General features: G+C 64.4%; 24 protein-coding genes. 14 read left to right on the forward strand and 10 right to left on the reverse strand.

What is annotated here, in order from left to right; translation table 11 throughout:
* Positions 1-15: 15 nt before the first annotated feature.
* From glcF to ABID26_RS28230, 5 genes are all read right to left on the reverse strand, one after another.
* Positions 16-1,341 (reverse strand): glycolate oxidase subunit GlcF, encoded by a 1,326-nt coding sequence (gene glcF, locus ABID26_RS28210; RefSeq protein WP_292371954.1) that lies wholly within the window; start codon positions 1,339-1,341, stop codon positions 16-18.
* Between the two features lie 10 nt (positions 1,342-1,351).
* On the reverse strand, positions 1,352-1,741 hold the full coding sequence (locus ABID26_RS28215; protein ID WP_292371956.1) for a DUF4870 family protein: 390 nt from the start codon (positions 1,739-1,741) through the stop codon (positions 1,352-1,354).
* Entirely contained in the window at positions 1,738-2,994 is a 1,257-nt protein-coding gene (gene glcE, locus ABID26_RS28220; RefSeq protein WP_292371958.1) for a glycolate oxidase subunit GlcE, read from the reverse strand. Before glcE ends, ABID26_RS28215 begins: the two co-directional genes overlap by 4 nt.
* 239 nt (positions 2,995-3,233) lie before the next feature.
* Positions 3,234-4,730, reverse strand: coding sequence for an FAD-linked oxidase C-terminal domain-containing protein (locus ABID26_RS28225; RefSeq protein WP_292371959.1), 1,497 nt, complete (start codon positions 4,728-4,730; stop codon positions 3,234-3,236).
* A 286-nt stretch (positions 4,731-5,016) separates the two neighbouring features.
* Positions 5,017-6,339 (reverse strand): DUF3422 family protein, encoded by a 1,323-nt coding sequence (locus ABID26_RS28230; protein WP_292371960.1) that lies wholly within the window; start codon positions 6,337-6,339, stop codon positions 5,017-5,019.
* 214 nt (positions 6,340-6,553) lie between these two features.
* On the opposite strand from ABID26_RS28230, the gene ABID26_RS28235 reads away from it, so the two are divergent.
* From ABID26_RS28235 to ABID26_RS28245, 3 genes are read left to right on the forward strand one after another with little or no spacing between them, the layout of a single operon-like run.
* Complete coding sequence (locus tag ABID26_RS28235) at positions 6,554-7,357, forward strand: FCD domain-containing protein (RefSeq protein WP_292302143.1); 804 nt, start codon at positions 6,554-6,556, stop codon at positions 7,355-7,357.
* Between the two features lie 22 nt (positions 7,358-7,379).
* Positions 7,380-8,516, forward strand: a complete 1,137-nt coding sequence (locus tag ABID26_RS28240; RefSeq protein WP_292302145.1) for an alpha-hydroxy acid oxidase — start codon at positions 7,380-7,382, stop codon at positions 8,514-8,516.
* 60 nt (positions 8,517-8,576) lie between these two features.
* Positions 8,577-9,347, forward strand: coding sequence for a metallophosphoesterase (locus tag ABID26_RS28245; RefSeq protein ID WP_126101926.1), 771 nt, complete (start codon positions 8,577-8,579; stop codon positions 9,345-9,347).
* A gap of 52 nt (positions 9,348-9,399) precedes the next feature.
* Here the strand turns inward: ABID26_RS28245 and ABID26_RS28250 are convergent, their stop codons facing one another.
* Positions 9,400-9,531 (reverse strand): hypothetical protein, encoded by a 132-nt coding sequence (locus ABID26_RS28250; RefSeq protein ID WP_275955501.1) that lies wholly within the window; start codon positions 9,529-9,531, stop codon positions 9,400-9,402.
* Positions 9,532-9,826: 295 nt separating this feature from the next.
* Complete coding sequence (locus ABID26_RS28255) at positions 9,827-10,525, reverse strand: type 1 glutamine amidotransferase (protein WP_292371961.1); 699 nt, start codon at positions 10,523-10,525, stop codon at positions 9,827-9,829.
* Between the two features lie 86 nt (positions 10,526-10,611).
* Here ABID26_RS28255 and ABID26_RS28260 point away from each other — a divergent pair, with 86 nt between their 5' ends.
* The 4 genes from ABID26_RS28260 (at position 10,612) to ABID26_RS28275 (ending at position 14,927) form a co-directional block, all read left to right on the forward strand.
* A complete protein-coding gene (locus ABID26_RS28260) occupies positions 10,612-11,274 on the forward strand; it encodes a hypothetical protein (RefSeq protein ID WP_292302151.1) in 663 nt (220 codons plus the stop codon).
* A gap of 31 nt (positions 11,275-11,305) precedes the next feature.
* Positions 11,306-12,040, forward strand: coding sequence for a 16S rRNA (uracil(1498)-N(3))-methyltransferase (locus ABID26_RS28265; protein WP_292371963.1), 735 nt, complete (start codon positions 11,306-11,308; stop codon positions 12,038-12,040).
* 373 nt (positions 12,041-12,413) lie between these two features.
* Positions 12,414-13,787 carry a glutamate--cysteine ligase gene (locus tag ABID26_RS28270; protein WP_292371965.1) on the forward strand — a complete coding sequence of 458 codons (1,374 nt, stop codon included), beginning with the start codon at positions 12,414-12,416 and terminating at the stop codon, positions 13,785-13,787.
* Between the two features lie 102 nt (positions 13,788-13,889).
* Complete coding sequence (locus ABID26_RS28275) at positions 13,890-14,927, forward strand: DUF937 domain-containing protein (protein ID WP_292371967.1); 1,038 nt, start codon at positions 13,890-13,892, stop codon at positions 14,925-14,927.
* A 162-nt stretch (positions 14,928-15,089) separates the two neighbouring features.
* Here the strand turns inward: ABID26_RS28275 and ABID26_RS28280 are convergent, their stop codons facing one another.
* Positions 15,090-15,380 (reverse strand): DUF1127 domain-containing protein, encoded by a 291-nt coding sequence (locus ABID26_RS28280; protein WP_126101931.1) that lies wholly within the window; start codon positions 15,378-15,380, stop codon positions 15,090-15,092.
* Positions 15,381-15,559: 179 nt separating this feature from the next.
* Between ABID26_RS28280 and ABID26_RS28285 the strand changes: the two genes are divergently transcribed.
* From ABID26_RS28285 to ABID26_RS28295, 3 genes are all read left to right on the forward strand, one after another.
* Positions 15,560-16,516 carry a LysR substrate-binding domain-containing protein gene (locus tag ABID26_RS28285; protein ID WP_126101932.1) on the forward strand — a complete coding sequence of 319 codons (957 nt, stop codon included), beginning with the start codon at positions 15,560-15,562 and terminating at the stop codon, positions 16,514-16,516.
* A gap of 101 nt (positions 16,517-16,617) precedes the next feature.
* Positions 16,618-18,183 carry an exodeoxyribonuclease VII large subunit gene (gene xseA, locus ABID26_RS28290; protein WP_292341868.1) on the forward strand — a complete coding sequence of 522 codons (1,566 nt, stop codon included), beginning with the start codon at positions 16,618-16,620 and terminating at the stop codon, positions 18,181-18,183.
* 2 nt (positions 18,184-18,185) lie between these two features.
* Positions 18,186-19,304 (forward strand): DmpA family aminopeptidase, encoded by a 1,119-nt coding sequence (locus ABID26_RS28295; RefSeq protein WP_292371969.1) that lies wholly within the window; start codon positions 18,186-18,188, stop codon positions 19,302-19,304.
* Between the two features lie 159 nt (positions 19,305-19,463).
* Here the strand turns inward: ABID26_RS28295 and ABID26_RS28300 are convergent, their stop codons facing one another.
* On the reverse strand, positions 19,464-19,718 hold the full coding sequence (locus ABID26_RS28300; RefSeq protein WP_292368952.1) for a hypothetical protein: 255 nt from the start codon (positions 19,716-19,718) through the stop codon (positions 19,464-19,466).
* A gap of 554 nt (positions 19,719-20,272) precedes the next feature.
* On the opposite strand from ABID26_RS28300, the gene ABID26_RS28305 reads away from it, so the two are divergent.
* The 4 genes from ABID26_RS28305 to ABID26_RS28320 all read left to right on the forward strand — a co-directional run bounded on the left by ABID26_RS28305 (position 20,273) and on the right by ABID26_RS28320 (position 25,400).
* Positions 20,273-22,135, forward strand: a complete 1,863-nt coding sequence (locus tag ABID26_RS28305; protein WP_292371971.1) for an ABC transporter ATP-binding protein — start codon at positions 20,273-20,275, stop codon at positions 22,133-22,135.
* Positions 22,135-24,027, forward strand: coding sequence for an ABC transporter ATP-binding protein (locus tag ABID26_RS28310; RefSeq protein ID WP_292368949.1), 1,893 nt, complete (start codon positions 22,135-22,137; stop codon positions 24,025-24,027). The genes ABID26_RS28305 and ABID26_RS28310 overlap by 1 nt, the downstream gene beginning before the upstream one ends.
* Positions 24,028-24,280: 253 nt before the next feature.
* Complete coding sequence (locus ABID26_RS28315; RefSeq protein WP_126101938.1) at positions 24,281-24,535, forward strand: hypothetical protein; 255 nt, start codon at positions 24,281-24,283, stop codon at positions 24,533-24,535.
* A gap of 442 nt (positions 24,536-24,977) precedes the next feature.
* The gene (locus tag ABID26_RS28320) at positions 24,978-25,400 is read left to right on the forward strand and encodes a CBS domain-containing protein (protein ID WP_126102849.1); all 423 of its coding nucleotides are present in this window, start codon (positions 24,978-24,980) and stop codon (positions 25,398-25,400) included.
* Between the two features lie 142 nt (positions 25,401-25,542).
* Here ABID26_RS28320 and ABID26_RS28325 read toward each other — a convergent pair whose 3' ends face one another.
* A complete protein-coding gene (locus ABID26_RS28325; protein ID WP_435528618.1) occupies positions 25,543-26,004 on the reverse strand; it encodes a phasin in 462 nt (153 codons plus the stop codon).
* Positions 26,005-26,182: the final 178 nt, after the last annotated feature.

Below are 26,182 nucleotides of genomic sequence, written 5' to 3' on the forward strand. Positions count from 1 at the left end.
TGCCAGCGGCGAAGTTCACTCCGCAGCGATCAAACCGCTGTCGGCAACGCCTTCCGGCTTCGGGCCGCCATAGGCCCAGTCGAGCAGCTTGATCGTATGCACTACCGGCAGGCTGGCGGCGGACGCGATCTGGGTGATGCAGCCGATATTGCCGGTGGCGACAACTGAAGCACCCGTCGCCTCGATATTCCGGACCTTGCGGTCGCGCAGTTTTGCCGAAATCTCGGACTGCAGGATATTGTAGGTGCCGGCCGAGCCGCAGCAGAGATGCCCCTCCCGCGGCTCGCGCACGACGAAGCCCGCCCTGGCGAGAAGCTCCTTCGGCTGACGGGTGATCTTCTGGCCGTGCTGCATCGAGCACGCGGAGTGATAGGCGACGATCGTGCCCGGCTTGCGCACCGGCTCGGGCAGATCGAGCCCAGCGAGATATTCGGAGATGTCCTTGGCCAGCGTGGAGACCCGCGCCGCCTTTTCCGCATAGGCCGGATCGAGGCGCAGCATGAAGCCGTAGTCCTTGATCGTGGTGCCGCAGCCCGATGCGGTGATGATGATGGCGTCGAGCTCGCCCTGGTCGACGGCGCGCGTCCAGGCGTCGACATTGCGCCTGGCCGACACAAGGGCCTGATCCTCGCGACCCATATGATGGACCAGCGCGCCGCAGCAGCCCTCGCCTTCCGGCACCACGACCTCGACGCCCAGCCTTGTCAGCAAGGAGATAGTCGCCTCGTTGATGGCCGGATCGAGTACCGATTGCGCGCAGCCGGTAAGAATGGCGACACGACCGCGCTTGGCGCCCTGCCCGGCATGCACGCCGGGCGAAGCCATCGGCGATGCCGGCGGGATCGAGGACGGCGCGAGCTTCAGCATGGCGGCGACCGGTTTCAGCGCCGGCAATTTTTCGAACAGGCCGATGAAGGGCCGGCCGAGCCCGGCAAGCCTCAGCGCGGCGCGGAAGCGGCTTGGATAGGGCAGCACGAAAGCCAGCGCGGCGCGCGTCAGCCGGTCGAGCAACGGCCGCCTGTAGGTCTCCTCGATATGAGCGCGGGCATGATCGACCAGATGCATGTAATTCACGCCCGAGGGGCATGTCGTCATGCAGGCAAGGCAGGAGAGACACCGGTCGATATGGGTGACGATCTCCTTGTCGGCCGGGCGGCCGTTCTCCAGCATGTCCTTGATGAGATAAATGCGGCCGCGCGGGGAATCGAGCTCGTTGCCCAATGTCACATAGGTTGGACAGGTGGCGGTGCAGAAGCCGCAATGCACGCATTTGCGCAGGATCTTCTCCGATTCCGCGACATGCGGATCTGTAAGCTGCGCGGCTGTGAAATTGGTCTGCACGAAAAATGTCCTATTGTCCGAGAAGCCAGCTTTGCGGGTCCTTGACCGGCTCGCCGCGCTGCAGCGCCTGCAGCCCGAGGATGCAGCGGACGATGAACCAGACAGCAACCGCGAACATCAGCAGGAAGCCGATCGCGAGCATCATCAGGACGACGGAGATCAGCGCATAGAGGAGGCCGATCCAGAACGTCCTGATCAAGAATGTATAGTGGCTTTCGACAAAGCCGCCCGCCTTGCCGCGATTGATGTAGGCGAGCACGATTCCGATAATGCCGGTCACGCCGATGACAAGGCTGGCGAGGTAAAGAATGTAGATGACCAGCGCGTTGGTCTGACCCGGCTCGAGCCAGCGGTCGGTCTGGCGCGCCCCGGTGTCCGGGCCTGGATTGGTATTGCTCATAGATCTGCTCCCTCCATTGATCGAGGAAGAGTAGCAGAGCCGGAACCCTGCGCCATGCGGCCGGGGTTGAGAATGTGCTTCGGGTCGAACTCGGCCTTGAGCCGCGCCGACAGCGCCGCAAGATGGGGCGGCTGCGGCTCGAAAACAGGAAGCGCTGCGCAATGCGGAGCCGAGGCACGCACCAGCGTCGCATGGCCGCCGCCGTATTTGCGGATCAGCCCGCGCAGCAGTTCGGCCTCCGGGTCGTCCTCTCGCATCGACAGCCACACCAGCCCGCCCTGCCAGTCGTAGAACGCGTCGACTGCCGCCTGCATGCGCAGCGCCATCACCATGTGATGCGCCTCAGACGGCGCCATCGAGACGCGCCAGACCGGCCTTGCGCCACTATCGGCGAAAGGCGCGCAATCGCGGATGTCGCGCCAAATGGTTTTCGACGCTTCGCCGGCGATTTCTTGCAGCGGTCCGGCCTTGGCGAGCAGCTGCTTCAACGCCTCGATACGATAGACGACCGACGGTCCAAAGCCTTCGACGCGCAGCAGCGTCGCGGCATCGCTGCCGAGGTGGCCGGCCGCGACGCGCGCGGCGATCCGCTCCGGCAGATGCGCCGCGCTCGACACTTCGGCGCTGGAGCCAAGCGCCAGCGCCATGGCGGCGACGGCGGCATCGTCGAGCAGGCCGCGGATGGCCAAACTCACCTCGGTCTCGGCCGCGGGCACGACCTTGAAGGTGACGTCGGTGAGCACCGCAAGCGTGCCCCAACTCCCCGCCATCAGCTTGGAGAGATCGTAGCCGGTGACGTTCTTGACGACGCGGCCGCCCGACTTGAAGGCCTCGCCGCGGCCCGAGACGGCGGCGATGCCGAGGATATGGTCGCGCGCGGCCCCCGCCTTGAGACGCCGCGGACCGGACAGGTTCGAGGCAAGCACCCCGCCGATGGTGCCCCTGCCCGGCTCGCCGCCGAGCAGCGGACCATAGTCCATCGGCTCGAATGCGAATTGCTGGCCGTTCTCGGCAAGCAGCTTTTCGATTTCGGCGAGCGGCGTGCCGGCCTTTGCCGAAAGCACCAGCTCGGCCGGCTCGTAGAGCGTGACGCCGGTAAGCTTGGACAGGTCGAGCGTGTGCTCGGTCTGCAGCGGGCGGCCGATGCCACGCTTGGAGCCATGGCCGAGGATTTCGAGCGGCGATTCCTCCGCTGCCGCCCATTGGATGGTGGAGAGGACTTCGGCGGAAGTGGACGGGGTGAAGGTGGTCATGGGTAAGCGCCTTTCCTCGCCCCCGCAAGGCGGGGGAGAGGTAATAGGTCGCGTTCCTTCACACCCCCCTGTGTCCTGCCGGACATCTCCCCCGCAAGGGGGGAGATTGGACGTCCTCGCGGCTTTCGCCAATCTCCGGCGTTGGCGGGAAGGCGGGGCGCCAAAGCTGCCAATCTCCCCCCTTGCGGGGGAGATGTCCGGCAGGACAGAGGGGGGTGTTCAAGCGCCAGCGTATCCACTCAAAACCTCGGAATGTCCGGAAACGCCACCTGCCCGCGGTGCACATGCATGCGCCCCAGCTCGGCGCAGCGGCGAAGCTGCGGGAAGACTTTTCCGGGGTTGAGCAGATGGTTGGGGTCGAAGGCGCATTTGACGCGCATCTGCTGGTCGAGGTCGATCTGGTTGAACATTTCGGGCATCAGGTCGCGCTTCTCGATGCCGACGCCATGCTCGCCGGTGAGCACGCCGCCGACCTCGACGCAAAGCCGCAGGATGTCGGCGCCGAAGTTCTCCGCCTTGTCGAGCTCGCCCGGCACGTTGGCGTCGTAGAGGATCAGCGGATGCAGATTGCCGTCGCCGGCGTGGAAGACATTGGCGACGCCGAGCCCGTATTTCTCGGAAAGGCCGCGCATGCCGGCAAGCACGCGCGGCAGTTCCTTGCGCGGGATGGTGCCATCCATGCAGTAATAGTCGGGCGAGATGCGGCCGACCGCCGGGAACGCCGCCTTGCGACCGGCCCAAAAACTCAGCCGCTCCTCTTCCGATTGCGAGATGCGGCAGGTGGTCGAGCCGTTCCTGTAGGCGATCGCCTCGACGAGGCCGATCAGGTGGTCGACCTCGACGCTAGGCCCGTCGAGCTCGACGATGAGCAGCGCCTCGACGTCGAGTGGGTAGCCCGCATGGACGAAATCTTCCGCGGCGTGGATCGCCGGCCGGTCCATCATCTCCATGCCGCCCGGGATGATGCCGGCGCCGATGATGTCGGCGACGCACTGGCCGCCCTGTTCGCTGGTCGGAAAGCCGATCAGCAGCGCGCGCGCCGTCTCCGGCTTCTTCAGGATGCGGACCGTCACCTCGCTGACGACGCCGAGCAGGCCTTCGGAGCCGGTCATGACGCCGAGCAGGTCATAACCCGCCTGGTCGAGATGGCTGCCGCCGAGCCGCACCACCTCGCCATTCATCAGCACCATCTCGATGCCGAGCACGTTGTTGGCGGTGAGCCCGTATTTCAGGCAGTGCACGCCGCCGGAATTCTCCGCGACATTGCCGCCGATCGAGCAGGCGATCTGGGAGGATGGATCGGGGGCGTAATAGAAACCCTCCTGCTCGACGGCGGTGGTGATGCCGAGATTGGTGACGCCCGGCTGGGCGACGACGACGCGGTTGGGATAGTCGATTGCGAGGATGCGGTTGAAGCGGCTCATCACCAGCAGCACGGCATCCTCGAGCGGCAGCGCGCCGCCGGAGAGCGAGGTGCCGGAGCCGCGCGGCACGACTCGGATGTTGCGCTCGTTGCAATACTTCAAAACGCGCGAGACCTGCGCCACAGTTTCCGGCAGCACCACGACCAGCGGCGATTGCCGGTAAGCGGTGAGGCCGTCGGTTTCGAAGGCGCGCATTTCGTTGGCCGCATCGACGACGCCCTCGCCCGGCACGATGATGCGCATGTCGGCGACGATCTCGGCGCGCCGGCGCATCGTCTCGGCGTCTGGCTTAGGCATGGCAAGGCCGGACATGGGCAGCCTCATCTGGCTTGACTGGTCAAAATCTTTTACCAGCTAGGGCCAATCCTTGCAAACGCTGCTTTGGTCGGAATGGGCTGGCGAACGATGGCCAGGGTTCCGCAGCGGCAATCTGCCGCTGGCTTTCTCCCCCCTCGAGGGGGAGATGTCGCCGAAGGCGACAGAGGGGGTCGCCGCGCGTGAAGCGCCAGCTTCCCGTAGCCCCGCAAGCGTCGGCGCTCTATGTGAGACGACCCCCTCTGGGCTGCCGGCCATCTCCCCCTCAAGGGGGGAGATTGCTTTATTCGCCGGGGTACTTTGCCGGCTCGGAGTGCATGCGCCGCACGCGGCGCACGCCCCACCAGACGAGCAGGATGGCGACCGGCACGGAGGCCGCGGTGACGATTTCCGGCGCAAAGGCATGGCCGAAGACCGAGGCGCCCTTGGCGACATAGCCGATGAGGCCGACGACATAGTAGGAGACGGCGGCGACCGAGAGGCCTTCGACGGTCTGCTGCAGGCGCAGTTGCAGCCGGGCGCGGTTGTTCATCGAGGCGAGCAGGTCGCGGTTCTGCTTCTCGACGTCGACATCGACCCAGGTGCGCAGCAAAGTGGTGGCGCGGGTGAGTTTTCGCGACAGGTTGGCCTGCCGCTCCTCGACCGAGCGGCAGGTGCGCATGGCCGGCGCCATGCGCCGCTGCAGGAAGCCAGCCCAGGTGTCGTAGCCTTGCACCGGCTCCTCCTCCAGCGCCCCTAGCCTCTCGGTGACGATGCCGTCATAGGCGCGGCTGGCGCCGAAACGGTAGAGGCTGGAGGCGGCATCGGCCTCGAGTTCGGCGGCGAGCCCGGTGAGGTCGGCGAGCAGCGTCTGGCTGTCGCGGGTCTCGGCCGCCTTCATTTCCAGCGTCGTCTGCGCCAGCCGGTCCTCGATGCGGCGGGCGCGGCCGGACAGCGTCAGCGCCAACGGCAGGCCAAGCATGGCAAGCGTCCGGTAGGTCTCGATGTCGATCAGCCGCTGCGAGAGGGCACCGGTGCTGGCCGGCGTCAGGCCGCGGTCAAGCACCAGCATGCGGGTCAGGCCATCGCCATCCTGGCGGAAGTCGGTGACGATGGCCGCGGCACCGCGCTCGACCAGCGAATAACAAAGGCTGGTCGGATCGAAATCGGCGATCAGCTTCTCGCTCGCCTGCGTCCATTTGCGTATTTCGAGCCGGATTCCGGAAATCACGGTTCCCGGCGGCGAAAAGCCATTGCCGAAGGGAGAATCCTCCTGGCCGCGGCCGTTTTCGGCAAGCGGCCCCTCCCACAGATAGGTGGAAAATTCCGTATGCCGTTCCCAGCGCAGCGTGCCCTTGCCCCACTTCATGGCGTGATGGCGGGCGTAACGCTCGGGGACCGCAATGCCAAGGCGCCGCGACAGTTCCGACAGCACGGCATGGTCGACGCCGGAGCCGCCCTCGGTCATGAAGGAAAGCTGGATGAGCACGCGCGGCTTCTCGACGAGCGGATGCGGCCGCGCATGGACTTCGCCCAATGCGCCGGGGCGGCCCTCATGCGCCGGAAAGCCCATGACACTGCCCTGGGCGCGCGACTGGAATTCGAGATTGGACGTCTCGTCCGACACGTCTGGTCCCCCTGGTTTCGACCACCCTTCGTGCAATGGCGTTCTCCCTGCGGCAATCGGCAAGGCACGTAAACAGCAAATTTTAGCAGCCGCCGATGCAAGGGCGCCGCGCTGGAACCGACCGGATCCGGCGAATTGGATAAATAATTTGACCAGTTGGCGACAGAGGCTTTAATCTGCGCGACATCCGTCCCCGTTCCCAGGCACCCCTCCGTTGAGCGATATCTTCTCCAGGATCGAGCATTCGCGCACCGCCGACGAGGTGGTGCAGCAGATCGAGAACCTGATCCTCGAAGGCGTGCTGCGCACCGGCGACCGGCTGCCGGGCGAGCGCGAGCTGGCGCGCCAGTTCGACGTGTCGCGGCCGATCCTGCGCGATGCGCTGAAAGCGCTGGAGGGACGCGGGCTGCTGACGACCAGGCCAGGCGGCGGCACGCATGTCGCCGACGTCATCGGCCAGCTTTTCACCAGGCCGGTGACCGATCTCATCTCCACGCACCGCAAGGCGGTGACCGACTATCTGGAATACCGGCGTGAGATCGAGGCGGTGGCGGCCGAATATGCGGCGCGGCGCGCGACGCCGGAGGATCTGGCGCTGCTCGACCGCATCATGGCGCGCATGGACGAGGCGCACCGGACCGGCGATTTCGACGACGAAGCGGAAATCGACGTCGAGTTCCATCACGCGGTCTGCGAATGCGCGCACAACATCATCCTTTTGCACACGCTGCGCTCCTGCTACCGGCTGCTCTCCGAGGGTGTGTTCCAGAACCGGCTCCTGGTGTTCACCGTTCCCGGCGCCCGCGAGGCGCTGCTTCAGCAGCACCGGGCCATCCACGCCGCGATCAAGGCCGCAGACCCGATCGCGGCGCGCAAGGCGGCGATGGACCACATCACCTATGTCGAGCGCTCCATGGCGGAAGCCGAGCGCAGTGGCGACTGGCAGCGTGTCTCACGGCTGAGGCTAAGGCAGCGCTCGGAAGCCGGCGACATCGAACCCACACGCAAACGCTCCTAAGCATCGATCAGCGGGGACCACCATGAGCGAAATCCTCACCATCGCCGACCTCAAGGATCTGGCGCGCCGCAAGGTGCCGAAGATGTTCTTCGACTACGCCGATTCCGGCGCGTGGACAGAGAGCACCTACAGGGCCAACGAGGAGGATTTCGGCAAGATCAAATTCCGCCAGCGCGTTCTGGTCGACATGAGCAACCGCTCGCTGGAATCGACCATGATCGGCCAGAAAGTGGCGATGCCGGTGGCGCTGGCCCCGACCGGACTGACCGGCATGCAGCATGCCGATGGCGAGATGCTGGCGGCGCAGGCCGCGGAAGAGTTCGGCGTGCCGTTCACGCTGTCGACGATGAGCATCTGCTCGATCGAGGACGTCGCCTCGGTGACCAAGAAGCCGTTCTGGTTCCAGCTTTACGTGCTGCGCGACAAGGATTTCGTCTTCAACCTGATCGACAGGGCGAAGGCCGCGAAATGCTCGGCGCTGGTGCTGACACTCGATTTGCAGATCCTCGGCCAGCGCCACAAGGATATCCGCAACGGGCTGTCGGCGCCGCCCAAGATGACGCTCGCCAACATCATCGACCTGGCCAGCAAGCCGCGCTGGTGCCTGGGCATTGCCGGCACTAAGCGCCGCACCTTCCGCAACATCGTCGGCCACGCCAAGGGCGTCGGCGACGTCTCTTCGCTGTCGTCCTGGACGACGGAGCAGTTCGACCCGCAGCTGTCGTGGAAGGACGTCGCCTGGATCAAGGAGCGCTGGGGCGGCAAGCTGATCCTGAAGGGCATTCTCGACAAGGAGGACGCGCTGATGGCGGCCGAGACCGGCGCCGATGCGATCGTCGTCTCCAACCATGGTGGGCGGCAGCTCGACGGCGCCGCGTCGTCGATCTCGGTGCTGGAAGAGATCGCCGATGCGGTCGGCGACAGGATCGAGGTGCATATGGATGGCGGCATCCGCTCTGGCCAGGACGTGCTCAAGGCCCTCTGTCTCGGCGCCAAGGGCACCTATATCGGCCGGCCCTTCCTCTACGGCCTCGGCGCGATGGGCAAGGCGGGCGTTACCAAGGCGCTGGAGATCATCCGCAAGGAAATGGATATCACGCTGGCGCTGTGCGGTAAGCGTCTGGTAACCGACATGGGCAAGGACCAGCTGCGGCGCTAGGGCCTTATTCACCGATCCGCCCTAGTTTCCCGTGATGATCGACACGGGAAGACGTAAGCCTTGACCGAGACCGGCATCCACTATCTCGACGCGCGCGGGCCGGAAGGCTTGCGGGTCTATGCGATTGGCGACGTGCATGGCCGCCACGATCTTCTCGCCGCCATGCACCGCCGGATCGAGAGCGAACTCGAATATTCGTCATCGTCCGACTGGCGCGTCATCCATCTTGGCGACTATGTCGACCGCGGACCGGACTCCAAAAGCGTCATCGATTTCCTGATCGAGGCCCGAGAACGGGATCCGCGCAACGTGATGCTTGCCGGCAACCACGACATCGGCTTCCTCGATTTTCTCGACCGTCCGGACCCGGACGGGCTGTTCATGCGCTATGGCGGGGTCCAGACCGCGGCGTCATACGGCGTGAAGCTTTCGACAGGCAGCAGCTGGTTCGGCAGGCCGGACGAGGTGCTGGCGCACGGGCACGCGGCATTGGTCGAAGCGGTGCCGCAAGCTCATATCGACTTTCTGAAGTCGCTGTCCTTTTCGGCGGCCTTCGGCGATTTCTTCTTCTGTCATGCCGGCGTCAGGCCCGGCATTCCGCTCGAAAGCCAGAGCCCGCAAGATCTGATCTGGATCCGCGATGCCTTCCACGATCACCCCGGCCTTTACCCGAAGGTGATCGTGCACGGGCATACACCCGTGCCGGAGGCCGAGGTGATGGCCAACCGCGTCAATGTCGACACGCTCGCCTGGCAATCGGGAACGCTGAGCGCGCTGGCCATCAATGGCGGCGACAAGCGTATCCTGGCCGTGCAGGGAAAAGCGTTCTAGCCATGATCCCGACTGTGGGATCGGCTTTCCGTTTCTCGGAAAGGATCAGGCCTTAGCGAAGCGCGGCGGTGACGCCGTAGCCGTCAACGGCCTGATGATTGTTGGCCGCGTCGGCGGAATAAATGCCGAGGCCGCACACGACTATGGCAGACAGCATGACAAAGGACAAAAGCGCTGCTTTCACGGACGTCATCTCTGGTTGAGCTTTCTGCATCTGTGCACGAGGCGGTTACCAATGCGTTGAAACGATAAAATGCGTCTCAATGTTTCGACGATTTCGCGCTTCTAGGCAGATTCTGTATCGCCGGTGTGTCGCTTGGATCACACAAGAGGTTCATCGCGGTTGCACGGACGATACAGAGCGCGCGCCTTCTAGGATGGCGAGCGAGCACAGGCCAAGGACGAAGCAGGTTTTCCCCAGGCGGAACCGCCGTCGCGTGCCAATTATGTCACGCTTGGCGAAGCGGTCGGCGAGACGATCAGATCGTCGCCACCCAGGCGCGGGCAATGGCGAGCCCCGCGGCGTCGGCATCGGGCCCGTTGCGAGCCATCTCGTCGTCGAGCTTGCCGGCCCAGTCGGGATGACGATCGGCGATCAGCGTTGCGAAGGAGGTGCTCCAGTCGCGTACCAGCGGGCGGTCCGCCTCGAAATGGAACTGGAAGCCGTAGACGGCGCGGCCGATGCGAAAGGCCTGGTTCTGGGCGACATCGTTGCCGGCAAGCCGCACGGCCTTTTCGGGCAGGTCGAACGTATCGTCGTGCCATTGGAAGATCGGGAATTTTTCCGGCAAGGCGCCGAGCACCGGATCGGCCTTGGCTTCCGCCGTCAGCGACACGCCGTGCCAGCCGAATTCAACCGCCCTGCCGATATGGTTCTCGGCCCCGAAGGCGCGGGCGACGAGCTGGCCGCCCAGGCAGATGCCGAGCACCGACCGGTCCTTGCCGGCGAAATCGCGCGTCAGTTCGAGCAATGCTGGAAAATAGGGATAGTCATGGTCGTCCAGCGCATTCTGCCCGCCGCCCAGCAACACCAAGGCATCGTGACCGTTCGCGTCCCGCGGCAGCGGGTCGCCCTGGTAGGGGCGGCGCAGGTCGAGTTCGGCGCCGGCCTCGGCAAGCGCGGCGCCGACCTGGCCGAGGCCGGTATTGTCGTAGTTCTGGACCACCAGCACCCGCATCGGAAATCCTGCTGACATGGAAATGCTGGGGCGAGCGATATCATGCCGCCTCTATTTCAGCCAAGCTGCGCGCCGGAGAGAAAGCTATGCCACTGCAGAACCGGGTCGATCCGTTCGGCGCCATCCACGCCGTGCCCGAGCGCGGCCTGTTCATGGGCAATCGCGGCATCATCCACGATCCCGCAACGAAGACGCTTCTGAGGAAGCGCTGGGCCTTGTCGGCCTGGATCATCTGCGCCTGCGAGTTTCGCAACGTGCGGCGCGAGCCGATGGGTCGCAACCGCCAAAGTGACGACCAATTGGGTGGAAAGGCGGGCTGGACCGAACTGTTCTTCCTCGACGAGGTGACGGCGCTGGCCGCCGGCCACCGGCCCTGCTTCTTCTGCCGCCGCGAACGGGCGAGCGATTTCGTGCGGCGCTTCGGCGAGGCGTTCGACATTGCCGCGCCCCGCGCACCGATGGTCGACAAGCGGCTGCATAAGGAACGACTGGCTTCGGGCGGGCGGCCGCCAGCCGTGTCCGTCGCTGAGTTCGGTGGCTTGCCCGATGGAACAATGGTCGCTGACGGCGACACCGTCTACGCTTTACGCGCTGGCAAAGCATTCGAATGGTCGTTCGCAGGCTATGCCGATCCCATAGTCTTCGACCACCTAGCGGGGCGGTCTCTGCGGCTACTCACGCCTGCCACGAGCGTTTCAGTGCTGGGGCAAGGCTACGCGCCGGTCTGGCATCCCTCCGCCGATACTTGACGCCATCCCGCGCCTCGCCCATTGCTCGGCGATGCGCGCCAATTACAAAATGCAGCGACTGTTCGTGCCGGACGATCTTGGGCCGGGCCTCGAATTCGAGGCGGGACAGCAGCAGAGCCATTACCTCGCGCATGTGCTGCGGCTCGGCGAAGGCGCGGAGCTTCTTCTCTTCAACGGCCGCGACGGCGAATGGTCGGCTTCGATCGCCGGCAAATCCAAGAAGGCGGTGCGGCTCAAGGTGCTTTCGCTCCAGCGGCCGCAGCCGCCGCTGCCCGATCTCGTCTATTACTTCGCCCCGCTGAAGCAGGGCCGGCTCGACTATCTGGTGCAGAAGGCGGTCGAGATGGGCGCAGGCATCCTGCAGCCGGTCATCACCCAGCACACACAAGTGGCAAAGCCCGGCATCGAGCGGCTGCGCGCCAACGTTGTCGAGGCGGCCGAGCAATGCGGCATCCTGGCCGTGCCGGACGTGCGAGAGGCCGAAAAACTGGAGCGGCTGCTCGGCGGCTGGGACAAGGAACGGCGGCTGATCTTCTGCGACGAAGACGCCTCGACCAACAATCCGCTGCCGGCCTTGCAGAAGGTAAGTGAGAGAAAACTCGCGCTGCTGGTCGGGCCGGAGGGCGGATTTTCTGACGACGAGCGCAAAATGCTGAGGGCGCTGCCCTTCGTCACCGCCATCCCGCTCGGGCCGCGTATCCTGCGCGCCGATACGGCGGCTGTGGCGGCCCTTGCGGTGATGCAGGCGACGATCGGCGACTGGTAGGATCTTCCCTTCTCCCCTTGTGGGAGAAGGTGTCGCCGAAGGCGACGGATGAGGGGTGCTCCAGAAGACACCAACGTCTCACTCCGCTGGAACACCCCTCATCCGTCTTGGCGCTAAGCGCCGATCCACCTTCTCCCACAAGGGGGAGAAGGGAAGGCGCGCCGTGCAGATCAAATCCTGTTGAGGCGTGGCTCAGGATTTTTTGCTTGATCGGCTGCTGACATTTCGTCCATCTAGCGCCGGCGGCCGTCCGGCCCCTGCAGCGCCACGCCGCCTTTTTGGTGTGCTAAGAACGCTGTAGCACTAATATCTAGCGCAGGATGCCCGGCGGAAATCGAGGTGGATTTCCGGGCAATGCGCTTGGAGGGGCTTCATGGCGCGCGACACAACCGATACCAGTCCCATCGAAGGCATCGACGAACTCGTCGGCTACCTGGCCGCGGGCAACAAGCCGCGCGACAAATGGCGGATCGGCACCGAGCACGAGAAATTCCCCTTCTATGTCGACGGCAACGCGCCGGTGCCCTATGGCGGCGAGCGCGGCATCCGCGCCATCCTCGAAGGCATGCAGGAAAAGCTCGGCTGGGATCCAATCATGGATGCCGGCCGCATCATCGGCCTGGTCGAGCCGACCGGCCAGGGCGCGATCTCGCTGGAACCGGGCGGGCAGTTCGAACTCTCCGGCGCCCCGCTGGAATCGATCCATCAGACCTGCCGCGAGGGCAACGCGCATCTGGCGCAGGTGCGCGAGATCGCCGAGCCGCTGGGCATCCGCTTCCTCGGCCTCGGCGGCAGCCCGAAATGGTCGCTCGCCGAAACGCCGAAAATGCCGAAGTCGCGCTACGAGATCATGACCCGCTACATGCCGAAGGTCGGATCGAAGGGCCTCGACATGATGTACCGCACCTGCACGATCCAGGTTAACCTCGACTTCGAGAGCGAGACCGACATGCGCCGCAAGATGCAGGTGTCGCTGAAGTTGCAGCCGCTGTCGACGGCGCTGTTCGCCAATTCGCCTTTCACCGAGAGCCATCCGAACGGGCTGCAGAGCTGGCGCGGCGACATCTGGCGCGACACCGACAACCAGCGCTCGGGCATGCTGGAGTTCTGCTTCGCGCCGGATTTCGGCTTTGCCGACTATGTCGAATGGGCGCTCGACGTGCCGATGTATTTCGTCATCCGCGACGGGCAGTATCACGACATGACGCGCTATACGTTCCGCCAATTCATGGCGGGGGCCGCGCGCGCGCAAGTGCCTGATGGGCTGCCGACAATGGGCGACTGGGCAAACCATCTGTCGACCCTCTTCCCGGATGTGCGGCTGAAGCGCTTCCTCGAAATGCGCGGCGCCGATGGCGGGCCGTGGCGGCGCATCTGCGCCCTGCCGGCTTTCTGGGTCGGACTGCTCTATGACGAGCAAGCGCTGGATGCGGCCGAGACGCTGACATCGAGTTGGACCTACGAGGAAGCACTGGCGATGCGCAACGCGGTGCCGGAGCACGGCATTTCGGCGCCGTTCCGCAACGCCACCTTGCGCGAGGTCGCCCGCGACGTGCTCACCATTGCGCGGATGGGGCTGAAGAACCGCTGCAAGAAGAATCGCGACGGCTATGACGAGACCTCGTTCCTCAACACGCTCGACGAAGTCGTGGCGCGCGGCACCACCAGCGCCGAGGAGATGCTGTCGGCCTACCACACGCGCTGGGGCGGCTCGATCGAGCCGGTGTTCATGGAATATGCCTATTGACCGTCTGGCATCCGCTTGACGGTGGCGCGGCAAAAGCTGCTTCAATCAGGAATGGAAACGAACTAGGTTTCTCCGACGAGGATATTCCCGGAGGAGAATCCGATGCCTTCCCTGTTCGATATCTTTGCACAAGCCCAGAATGGTAGCGGCATGCAGGCGCTGGCCCAGCAATTCGGCCTCTCGCAGCAGCAGGCGCAGGCCGCGGTGCAGGCACTGCTGCCCGCCTTCTCGCAAGGACTCCAGCGCAACACCGCCGATCCTTACGGGATGGGCGCCTTCATGACAGCGATGGCGAGCGGCCAGCACGCCAAATATTTCGAGGACGCGACCCGGGCCTTCTCGCCGCAAGGCGTCGATGAAGGCAACGGCATTTTGGGCCATCTGTTCGGCTCGAAGGACCTGTCGCGCGCCGTCGCTGCCCAGGCCGCGCAGGCGACCGGGCTCAGCCAGCAGGTGCTGCAGCAGATGCTGCCTGCCATGGCATCGATGATGATGGGCGGGCTGTTCAAGCAGACCAACAACCAGATGCAAGCCGCCGGCGGCTTCGGCGGCGGCGGCAATCCGCTCGGCGAGATCATCGAGGAGATGATGCGCCAGGCGGGAGGTGGCGTGCAGGCCCCGCAGCCGCGTCAGGCGCCGCAACAGGCGCCCAATCCTTATGGCGACAACCCGCTCGGCAAGGTCCTGCAGGACATGTTCGGCGGTGGCGCGCAGCAACCGCAAAGCCAGCCGCAGCAGGCGCCGAACCCTTACGGCGACAACCCGCTCGGCAAGGTGCTGCAGGACATGTTCGGCGGCGGCGCGCAGCAGCCGCAGGGCCGGCCGCAGCAAACGCAGCCGACGCAGACGCAAAACCCTTATGGCGACAGTCCGCTCGGCAAGATCTTCGAGGAGATGCTGCGCCAAGGCGGCGGACTGGGCTTGCCGGGCGGGCAGCCGGCGCCGCAACAGCCGCAGCAGCGCCAACCCCAACAGAGTCAGCCGCCGCAGCCGCAGACCAATCCGAGCGGCCGGCCGCGAAACCCGTTCGACGACATTTTCGGCAGGATGTTCGAGACCGGCGCGCAGCAGCGCGACGAGTATCAGAGGGGGATGGAGAGCATCTTCGACCAGTTCAAGCGCGGCATGGATCGGCGGTAGGGACGCCCCAAAAGAAAAATGCCCGGTCCTGGAGGGGAACCGGGCAATGTGCAGGCAGGCCGGCGGGGAACCGGCTGGGAGTGTGGGAGCCTGCATGAAGCTTGGTCGCGCCGAGCCTTCAAAAGGTTCAAAGGCGACCGAAAATGCAGTCAGCGCAGCCGATCAGGCCACCTTGCGCGCGATATCCTCGACCGTGTCGGCGCGGTCGCTGGCGATGGCGCGCAGCTTCGCCGTCGGGTCGCGGCCGAAGGGCACCGCGACGGCGACGTGGAGGTCGGCGCGGGTGAGCCCGATATCGGCAAGCTCGGCATCCGACATCTCGCCGAGGCGATAGAAGGCGCGGCGATTTTTCCAGGCGCGATAGGTATCGGCGACCGCATTGAGCACACGCGTCGCAACAGCCGGACGCGTGGTGATGCGCGGGGTCTGGGTGGCGAATTCGAACGTGGTCATGGCAGTCTCCTTCGGGGACAGAGCGGACGAAACCAACCAATCGGCGCCTTGGGAGAAGCGCCGTTCCGGTCTCGATACACATGCCTTCATGTGGATGTTGGCAATTTGCCATCGATCGATTGATTAATCCAACGAATGTTTCTAATCTTTAGCATCAACATCAATGATGGATTGAACCGATGAAAGCGCCGCTCGATCTCGATCAGTTGCAGACCTTCATCTCGATCGCCGACACCGGCAGCTTCACCCGGGCGGCCGAAGAGGTGCACCGAACCCAGTCGGCGGTGTCGATGCAGATGCGCCGGCTGGAGGAGCGGATCGGCAAGCCGCTGTTCGAAAAGGACGGCCGCACCAACAAGCTGACCGAGGAAGGCGACAGGCTGCTTTCCTATGCGAGGCGGCTGATCTACCTCAACCGCGAGACTTTAGCCGCCTTCGACGACCAGCGGCTCGAAGGCACGATCCGCATCGGCACGCCGGACGACTACGCCGACCGCTTCCTGCCCGAGATCATGGCGCGCTTCTCGCGCTCCAACCCGCGCGTCGAGCTCACCGTCATCTGCGAGCCGACGCCGGGACTGGTCGAGCACATCAAGCGCGGCAATCTCGATCTCGCGCTGGTGACGCACAACGACACGCGCGGCCAGTCGGAAGTGGTGCGGCGCGAGCCGCTTTTGTGGGTCACCTCGGCCAACCATGCCACGCATGAGCAGGAGATCCTGCCGATGGCGTTCGGCCGGCCGAACTGCGTCTGGCGGCGCGCCGCGGTCGACGTGCTCGACCGGCAGAGCCGCGAGTACCGCGTGCTCTTCTCCAGCTTCTCGGCGACCGTTATCACCGCCGCCGTGCTTTCCGGCCTCGCCATCTCGGTGCTGCCGGAATGCGCGCTCAGGCCCGGCATGCGCGTGCTGGGCGAGGCCGACGGATTCGACGCGCTGCCGGACTGCCGCATCGGCATCATGCGCGGCCAGACCTCGCAGCCGGAGATCGTCGATGCGCTCGCCCGCCATATCGCGGAAAGCCTCGACAACATCTCGGTGCCGGTCGGCGAGGAAACGGGAAGCTTCGACTTCGCGGCACTCGCCTTCGCCAAGATGAAGCGGACCAAGGCAAACCAGATCCTGCCTGGCTGGTAGGTCGTCCGCCCCGAGACGTCGGACGAAGACAGGCCCGGGCAGCGCCAGGAAGGATTGTTCCCTACCTTGACGCGGCCCGATAAGCGTTCCCCAATCACGTTATGAGCGAAGCAGCAACCGAATCACGCAGCAACGCCACCGAATACACGGTGAGCGAGATTTCCGGCGCGCTGAAGCGCACGGTCGAGGACGCCTTCGGCAATGTGCGGGTGCGCGGCGAGATTTCCGGCTATCGCGGTCCGCATTCTTCCGGCCACGCCTATTTCGCGCTGAAGGACGACCGCGCGCGGATAGACGCCGTGGTGTGGAAGACCACGATGTCCAGGCTGAAATTCCGCCCCGAGGAAGGGATGGAGGTGATCGCCAGCGGCAGGCTGACCACCTATCCCGGCAAATCCAACTACCAGATCGTCATCGACAATCTCGAGCCGGCGGGCGCCGGCGCACTGATGGCGCTGCTGGAAGAGCGCAAGCGGCGGCTGCAGGCCGAGGGCCTGTTCGATGCCGGGCGCAAGCGGCGGCTGCCGTTCATGCCGCGCGTCATCGGTGTCGTCACCTCGCCGACGGGCTCGGTGATCCGCGACATCATCCACCGCATCAAGGATAGGTTTCCGCTTCACGTGCTCGTCTGGCCGGTGAGGGTCCAGGGCGAGACAACCGCCAAGGAGGTGACAGCCGCCGTCAACGGCTTCAACGCGCTCACCTGGGACGGCGCCGTGCGGCAACCCGATCTCCTGATCGTGGCACGCGGCGGCGGCAGCCTGGAGGACCTTTGGGGATTCAACGACGAAGGGCTGGCGCGCGCTGTCGCTGACTCGCACATCCCGATAATTTCGGCCGTCGGCCACGAGACCGACTGGACGCTCATCGACTTCGTCGCCGACATGCGCGCGCCGACGCCCACGGGCGCCGCCGAAATCGCGGTGCCGGTCAAGGCCGATCTCGAGGCCACGCTTGCAAGCCTCGGCGCGCGGCTCAACGCCTGCGCCTCGCGCAATCTCGAACGTAAGCGCCAGGCCGTGCGCGCCGCGGCGCGCGCGCTCCCCTCGCCCGACCAATTGCTCGCGCTGCCGCGCCGCCGTTTCGACGAGGCGACCAGCCGGCTGGGCCGTGGGCTGACGGTGAGCATCGAGCGCAAGCGCGCACGGCTGGATCGGCAGCGGCTGACGCCGGCGACCTTGTCGCGCCGGCTCAACGAGACGCGCACGCTGACTGGCCGCGACATTGCCCGCGCACGCGCCGCCTTCTTCGCCATCGTGCGCCAAGGCCGGGCACGCTTCCAGCGCACGTCGGTGAGGCTGTCGCCGGCGCCGATCGTCAGGCGGCAGAAGCTACAGGCCGACACTCTGGCCGGACTGACTCGTCGCCAGGACCAGGCGGTGGCGCGGCGGCTGGATCAGTTGCGAGCCGCTCTCACCCAGGCCGACCGGCTGCTCGCCACGCTGTCGCACAAGGCCGTGTTGGCGCGCGGCTTCGCGCTGGTCAAGGATGCCGATGGCGCCGTCATCAAGCGGGTCGCCGAATTGGCGCCGGGGGCGGCGCTGCAACTGGAATTCGCCGACGGCAATGCAGAGGCCATCGCCACCAGCGGCGGGGCGCGGCCGAAGCTGGCCGCCAAGCCCTCGACCAAGCCCAAGGAGCCGGGCAATCAAGGCTCGTTGTTCTGAGCATGAGCAGCCACCGCCCGCATCTTCGCACGCCTTCCGGCAAGCCGCGCCTGCGCTCGTTCGAGATAGCGCTGGACGGCACGCCCGGCCGCTTCAACGCCATCACCGACGTGCCGGGGGTCGCGGTCGGCTACACGACGCTGATTGCCGGCGACGGGCCGCTCCAGGTCGGCAAGGGACCGGTGCGCACCGGCGTGACCGCGATCCTGCCGAGGCCGCCTGGCGAGCTCGCCACGCCGGTGTTCGCCGGCGTGTTCAGCCAGAACGGCAATGGCGAACTCACCGGCACGCATATCATCGAGGAGACCGGCGCCTTCAACCTGCCGATCACCATCACCAACACCCATTCCTGCGGTGTCACGCGCGACGGCACGCTGCACTGGATGAGCCGGGTGCTGCCGGCAGCGCTCGACAGCGCCTGGGGCCTGCCGGTGTCGGCGGAGACCTATGACGGCTTCCTCAACGACATCAACGGCCATCATGTGGGCTTCGATCATGTCGCCTCAGCACTCGACGGCGCAACAGGCGGCGCCATCGAGGAAGGCAGCGTCGGCGGCGGCACCGGCATGATCTCGTTCGGCTTCAAGGCGGGGTCAGGCACGGCCTCGCGCATCGTCGAATGGCAGGACAGAAGCTACACGCTCGGCGTGTTCGTGCAGGCGAATTTCGGCAAAAGGCGCAACTTCACCCTTCGTGGCCGGCGCATCGGACCGGAGTTCACCGAACCGGCGATCCGCGAGGCCACGGCGCGCGCCGAAAAGGGTTCGATCATAGTGATCGTCGCCACCGACGCGCCGTTCCTGCCGCATCAGATGAAACGGCTGGCCAGGCGCGTACCGCTCGGCATCGCCATGACCGGCGGCTATGGCTACCACAGCTCGGGAGACATTTTTCTCGCCTTCTCGACCGCCAATCCCGAGGCCGCGCTGGCGGCTTCAGGCCGCCTAGCCCGCGCGGATTTCATCCCGGACGTCGATATCGATCCGTTCTTCGACGCGGTGGTGCAAGGGGTGGAGGAAGCGATCCTCAACGCGCTCACCGCCAATGAGGACATGACGGGGCGCGACGGCAATTTCGTACCGGCGCTGCCAACGGGATGGCTGAAGAACAAGTCCGGCTAAGGCGCGTCGCGATCTTTCAGATTCGCTCCTTGCGCTTTAGTTTCTGATTTTACGCATGTCTTTGTCCCGAAACCGGTTCCCACTTTCGGGAGACATGCTTTAAGCCAGACGCTCGGCTCGTTTGCAGGAGAATGCCGGGTTTTCCGGCGGGCGGGTATCTTACTCGGACGGCTTGTCCGGCTGCGTTTCGTCCTCGTTCTCCTCGGCGACTTCCTCGAGACGCGATGCGATCAGTTCCTTGATGTCACCGACCTCTTCCTGGATGTCTTCCAGAAGGATGCCTTCCTCGGCTGCCTTGGCGCAGCACTCCTCAGCGAGGGTTTCGGCCTGCTTCTCGATCCTGGCCGGCGAATGCGGGCACTGGACTTTCTCGCCAATCCATCCGCGCAAGAATTCGATCGCATGTTCACTCATACTGCTTCTTCCCTAGCGGCAATGCCGGTTGGTAGTCATGAACGCCCCCCAACGGATGCACGCCCCATTCGAACCCGAGTCGGCCTCGACCGGCAAGACTTCTTGCCCAAGGTCCACACAGCGGGAGGAATTGGAGGGTTCAGGGAACACGTTCTGATTGGTGAGGGTGATGATGCTTGGCCAGGACCGTCAAAGATCCGCACTATTGTTTCTGTTTGCTTTTTCCCGGTTTTTCGAACCGATTTCCGTCACAACACGCAACGCATTTACGGCGATCCCGCAGGCGCACCCAGGGCGAGAAGCCGAAAGCCGCCGCTATATAGTGATATCCTCACGCAATGTCGACTCCGGACGCCGTCCTGCTTCTTTCCGTCGCGTCAGGTGAGGCAGGCAACCATCGGATCGGAAGGCTATAGTCGCCTTCAACAGGCACAGTGCGATGCCTTCATTGGCCCTTGAACGCTCAAGTCGGGCACGCGTAACATCACATCGCTCAGACTGAGTCTGTTTCATTCGTCCGGACTAAATGTCCGGATCGGTTTGGATATTTTCCTTTGCATACGGATGCAAAAAGCAGCGCGCCGGAGCGCGGCAAGTCCTTTGCCCATGTGGCGGAAGCCTCCTGGGGCAAGGGGCTCAGCACCCTGCTGCGCATCATGCGCATGACGCTGCGCCATCCCTGGCAAGTCGCGATCACCATCGTCTCGACCTTCATTGCCGCGACGCTGCAGCTTCTCATTCCACGCCTGCTGGGGCGCGCCATCGATCAGGCGCAAGGCGTGATGGCCGTGGGCGCCGGCACCGCCGCGCAACAGGCGCTTTGGAACACGGCGCTCACACTGCTGGTCGTCAGCGTGCTGCGCGGCCTCTTCACCATGGCGCAGAACTACCATGGCGAGGCCGTCGGCCATCGGACCGGCTATGAGTTGCGCCTGGCGTTCTATGAGAAGATCCAGCGGCTGAGCTTTGCCTTCCACGACCGGGTCCATACCGGCGATCTGATCACGCTCGGGCTGCTCGATCTCGACGGCGTGCGCATGTTCTTTTCCACCGGCGTCCTGCGCGTGGTCCTGCTCGGCGTGCTGATCAGCGTCGGCGCCTATCTCTTGATCAGCACCGATCTCGTGCTCGGGCTGCTCAGCCTGAGCTTCGTGCCGTTCGTCGCCTGGCGATCCTCGGTCACCCAGTTGCGGCTGCGCAGCACCTGGCTGACGCTGCAGGAGCGCCTGTCGGTGCTGAGCCGAGTGATGGACGAGAATCTCGGCGGCATCCGTGTCGTGCGCGCTTTCGCGGCGCAGCGCCATGAGCTCAAGAAATTCGACCGCGCCAAGCAGGACGCGCTGGACCTCGCCAGCCAGCGCGTCGATATCCGCGTCAGCAACACCAGCGCCATGAACTTCTCGTTCCTGGCGGCCATGGGCCTGGTGCTCTGGTTCGGCGGCCAGAAGGTGATGTCGGGTCAAATCAGCGTCGGCACGCTGGCTCAGTTCCTCACCTTCATGACCATCCTGCAGATGCCGGTGCGCCAGCTTGGCCTGATGGTCAACTCGTTCGCACGCGCCTCGACCTGCGGCACGCGGCTGTTCGAGCTGCTCGACACCGAGCTCGACATCAAGGACGTGCCGGGCGCCAGCGACCTGGTCGTCACCGAAGGCGTGCTGCGCTTCGACGATGTCGGCTTCTGTTATGCAGGTTCAACTGGGCGGCCGACATTGTCCGGCATTTCCTTGGAGGCGAGGCCCGGCCAGACCATCGGCATCGTCGGCCCGCCCGGCAGCGGCAAGTCGACCATCGCGCATTTGATCCCACGCTTCTACGACGTGACCTCGGGCGCTATCACCATCGACGGCCAGGACATCCGCGCGGTCACGCTGCGGTCGCTGCGCAAGGCGGTGGGCGTCGTGCAGCAGGACGCCTTCCTGTTCACGACCTCGATCGAGAACAACATCGCCTACGGCAATCCCTGGGCACGCGAAACCCGTATCGGCCAAGCCGCTGAGTATGCCCAGTTGCACAACTACATCATCGGGCTGCCGGCCGGCTACACCACGATCGTCGGCGAACGCGGCGCCTCGCTTTCCGGCGGCCAGCGGCAGCGTCTGACCATCGCCCGCAGCCTGATGCTGCGGCCTTCGGTGCTGGTGTTCGACGATTCCACCGCGGCCATCGATGCCGGCACCGAACAGCGCATCCGGGCGGCGATGAAGCGCTTCGCCAAGGACCGCGTGACGCTGATCATCTCGCACCGGCTGGGCTCGCTGATGCATGCCGACGAGATCCTGTTCGTCGAGGGCGGCAGGATCGTCGAACGCGGCACGCATGAGGAATTGCTGGCCTTAGGCGGACGCTATCGCGCGCTCTACGACCTGCAGCTGCGACCCGACGACGATCGGCCCGCAGCACTGGGAGCCGCGTGATGTCGGACCCGCGCGACGACGAGAAGGAAGACACCAGCGGGCGTCCGGCGAAGGCGGTCGTCGGCTCGCACCGCGACGAGGAGGAGGTTTTCGGCAAGGCCTACGATCCGCGCATCGTGCGGCGCATCTGGAGCTTCGTGAGGCCGTATCAGACCCGGATTTTCATCTCGGTCGCCGCGGTGCTGGTGTTCACGCTGACGCAATTGGCGATCCCTCTGGTCATCCGCTACGCCATCGACCACGGCATGGCGCCGGGCAGGCTCGACCGTTCGGTCATGGCCTGGGCGACCGCCGCTTTCTCGGCGGTCATCCTTATGAATTATGCGGCGAGCTATGTGCAGGAAAGCGTCGTCGGCAAGGTGGCCGAGAATGTGCTCTCCGACCTGCGCCGCGCCATGTTCGGCCATCTGCAGCGGGTCTCGCTGAGCTTCATGGACAAGACCGAGGTCGGCCGGCTGATGTCGCGCCTGCAGGGCGACGTCAATTCGATGCAGGAGTTCCTCGAAACGTCCGTCATGTCTGTGGGCGACATCGTGCTCTTGTTCGGCATCGTCAGCGTGCTCTTGTGGCTCGATTTCCGGCTCGGGCTGCTGACGCTTTCGACCATGCCGATGCTGTTCATCGTGCGTCTGTTCTGGCTGCCGCGCGCCAAGGTCGCCTTCATGGCCGCGCACGAAACCAACTCGATCGCCAACGGCGCGCTGGCCGAAGGCATTCACGGCGTGCGCACCGTGCAAAGCCTCGAGCGCCAGCACGTCAATTTCGACCTCTATGACGAGAAGGTGCTGGCCAATCTCAATGCCCATCTGAGGTCGGCCAGATATGCGCAGGTGATGGTGCCGATCGTCGATACGCTGACCGGCATGGCCATGGCGACGGTCATCGTCGTCGGCGGTTCGATGGTGCTGTCGCACGGCCTCGACATCGGCGTCATGGTGGCGTTCCTGTTCTACATCCAGCGCTTCTTCGACCCCATCCGCTCGCTGACCATGCAGTACAGCGTCATGCAGCGCGCCATGGCCTCGGGACAGCGCATCTCCGAAGTGCTCGACGTGCCAGTGGACGTCAGCGACAGGCAAGGCGCGGTGGCGCTGTCGCGCGACATGGACGGCTCGGTCGAGTTCAGGAACGTCACCTTCGGCTACCGGCGGAACCAGCCGGTGCTGAAGAACGTCAGCTTCCGCGTCAATCCGGGGGAGACCGTCGCACTTGTCGGTCCGACCGGCTCGGGCAAGTCGAGCTCCATGGCGCTGGCGCACCGCTTCTACGATGTGTGGTCGGGTCAGGTGCTGGTCGGCGGGCACGACGTGCGCGACCTGACGCAGGATTCGCTCGGCGAACAGATGGCGATGGTCCTGCAGGAGCCGTTTCTGTTTTCCGGGACGGTGCTGGAAAACATCCGCTACCACAAGACCAATGCTACCCGAGAGGAGGTGGTCCGCGCGGCAAAGGCCGTGGGCGCGCACGACTTCGTCGAGCATCTGCCCGACGGCTACGACACCGAGCTCGAGCAGCGCGGCGGCAATCTCTCGCTCGGCCAGCGGCAGTTGATCAGCTTCGCGCGGGCTCTGGTGGCCGACGCCAAGATCCTTGTGCTCGATGAGGCCACTGCCAGCATCGATTCCTACACCGAGATGCTGATCCAAAAGGCGCTGGTAAAGCTGCTGGAAGGCCGGACCGGGCTCGTCATCGCCCACCGGCTGGCCACCATCCGTGGCGCCGACCGCATCATCGTGCTGCAGAACGGCGAGATCGTCGAAAGCGGCAACCACGATCAATTGATGGAACGAAAGGGCCTCTACGCCCGCCTCTACAACATGAACTACGCCTCGTTCGACGACATTTCGGAGGAGGAGATGGGAATGGACGCGGTGGCCGGCAAAGCGACGTGAGCGTCAAGGACGCCTGGATGGTTGGCGGTTCGCTATCAAGATCCTGATCGCCAGGTCGATCCTTCGCACGGTCATGTCGCCCAAAAGTGTGCAGCGGTTTTGGGGAAAACGACATGCATCGAAACAAAGATTTAAAGCGCGTCGCGATCTTTCAGATTCGCTCCATGCGCTTTAGGTTTTGATTTCTCACTGCAACAGACTCTATCATCAGGTATAGTCCCTAAGTGATCGCCGACGGCGGAGGAAAGAGCAAATGTCCGTGGATGCGGCACCGAGAAAAGTGGACGCCGAATATGCGATTGAATACCTCCAGGAACATCCGGAGGCCGGGCTTTGCTGCGAGGATCAGCGCTGGTGGATTACGCTGAACGCCAACGAGACCGATCAGCGGGTCCTGTTTCTTGATGTGGTCGAGGCTGAGCGGCTCAAAGATGATCCTCGCCTTCGACTGTTGTCCGGGATCGCTCATGCGGGCCGGTCACTCTGGGTCGTTCGGAGAATGACTTGACTATGTGCCATCCTCTAACACCCTAAGCGCCAGGCAGTGCGTAGACAACGAGGCCGCACGTGGACGCGCCGTCTCCATCCGTGAACCTGCCGCTTCGCCGAAGCCATTTGGCTGGTCTTCCCGATCGATCCGGCGATCCGTATCACAAGCCTTCGAAGCATCACCATGGCGCTGAACCAACGCCGCGTCCGTACCGCTCGGGCCGGTCACTCGCAGGTGTCTAATGTGAGGAACTTTTCTAACCCGAGGCATGGCGTCGGGGGGTGCCGAAGGAAATAGCGGCTGGACCGTCTGAAGAGAAAGGCGATCGGTACGCACTCAGCGTACTCGTCGATGCTTCAGCGGTTCAGCGTCGGCGCACCTCATCATGTTTCCAGAAAATCCAGTCCGCGGTAACATGAGCCAGAGGGACATGCACCAACCTCAGAAAGGGAGGTCCGCCATGAAAGTCAAAGACGCAATGCACAAGGGTGTCGACTGGGTCAGCCCCGAAACCGCTGTCACCGAACTGGCGAAATTGATGCGAGCCGAGGATATCGGTTCGATTCCCATCGGAGAGAACGACCGGCTGATCGGAATGGTGACCGACCGCGACATTGTCTGCAAAGGACTGGCGGAGGATGGTTTCGACAGCCGCACCGCGACAGCGCGCGATGTCATGACGACCGGCATTCACTGCTGCCGCGAAGACGACGATCTGGCCAAGGCCATGCGGCACATGGAGGAACTGAAAATCCGCAGGTTGCCGGTGATCAACAAGAGCATGCGTATGGTCGGCATCCTCAGCGTCGGCGACGTCGGTCAGTCGGCGCCGAGGGAACTTGTATCCCAATACGTCAAGAGCGTCTCCGCCCATCACCACTGAAGGGCGGCTCGCCCGGCGGATAGTCGATATCCGTCGGGCTGCGCCCATGCTCTCGATTGAAGACCTCAACCGGCCACGGCGCGCCGGCAGAAATGTCCGGTACTCGTGGCCAAGCTGGACCGCCTCTCGCCCGGACGTAAAGCTAGGCGACTTTGAGTTCCTTGACCGCCTTCTCGAAGGCAGACTTGATCGGCTTGGATACGTCCACCACGGCTTTGGTCGCGACGGCCTGGAGTTCCTTGGCCTGCTCGACGGCCGTTTCAACCTGCTTGCGGACGAAGGCGGTCTGCAGTTCAACGAATTCGGAAGGCGACTTAACGGCAACCAGGGCTTCAAAGTGCGAGAAGGCGGCTTCAGTATTGGCGCGCAGAACGGCAATTGTCTTCAACGACAGATCGCTGCCAACGGCTTTGGCGGTTTCGAAACTCGACTCGAGAGCCTTCTGGGCTTCTTCAGAGCCCGCCTTGAATTTGGCAAGAACTTCTTTTGACTGTTCGACGCCCTTTTCAGCGGCAGCGCGGAACTCGGCCGCAGCCTTGGACGGATCGAAGGTCGGCAAGGCGGTGCCTTCAGTGGTGTCAGGGGTTTTTTCAGCGGTGGACATAGTTTCCATCCTTCAGTGGACACCCCCAAAAAAGCGCCTCGTTCATTTTATGAAACCGACACAACCCAATAGCAATATTTTTGTGCGCTGCACCATGAATTTCTTGCCCTCCGTAACCAAGCGCTGAAGGCAGGGCGGCGCCTACAAATCGCTGGCGGAAACGGAACCCAGCGCACTC

Origin of the sequence: Mesorhizobium shonense (assembly GCF_040545255.1) — a bacterium.
In the GTDB taxonomy this organism is placed as follows: domain Bacteria; phylum Pseudomonadota; class Alphaproteobacteria; order Rhizobiales; family Rhizobiaceae; genus Mesorhizobium; species Mesorhizobium shonense.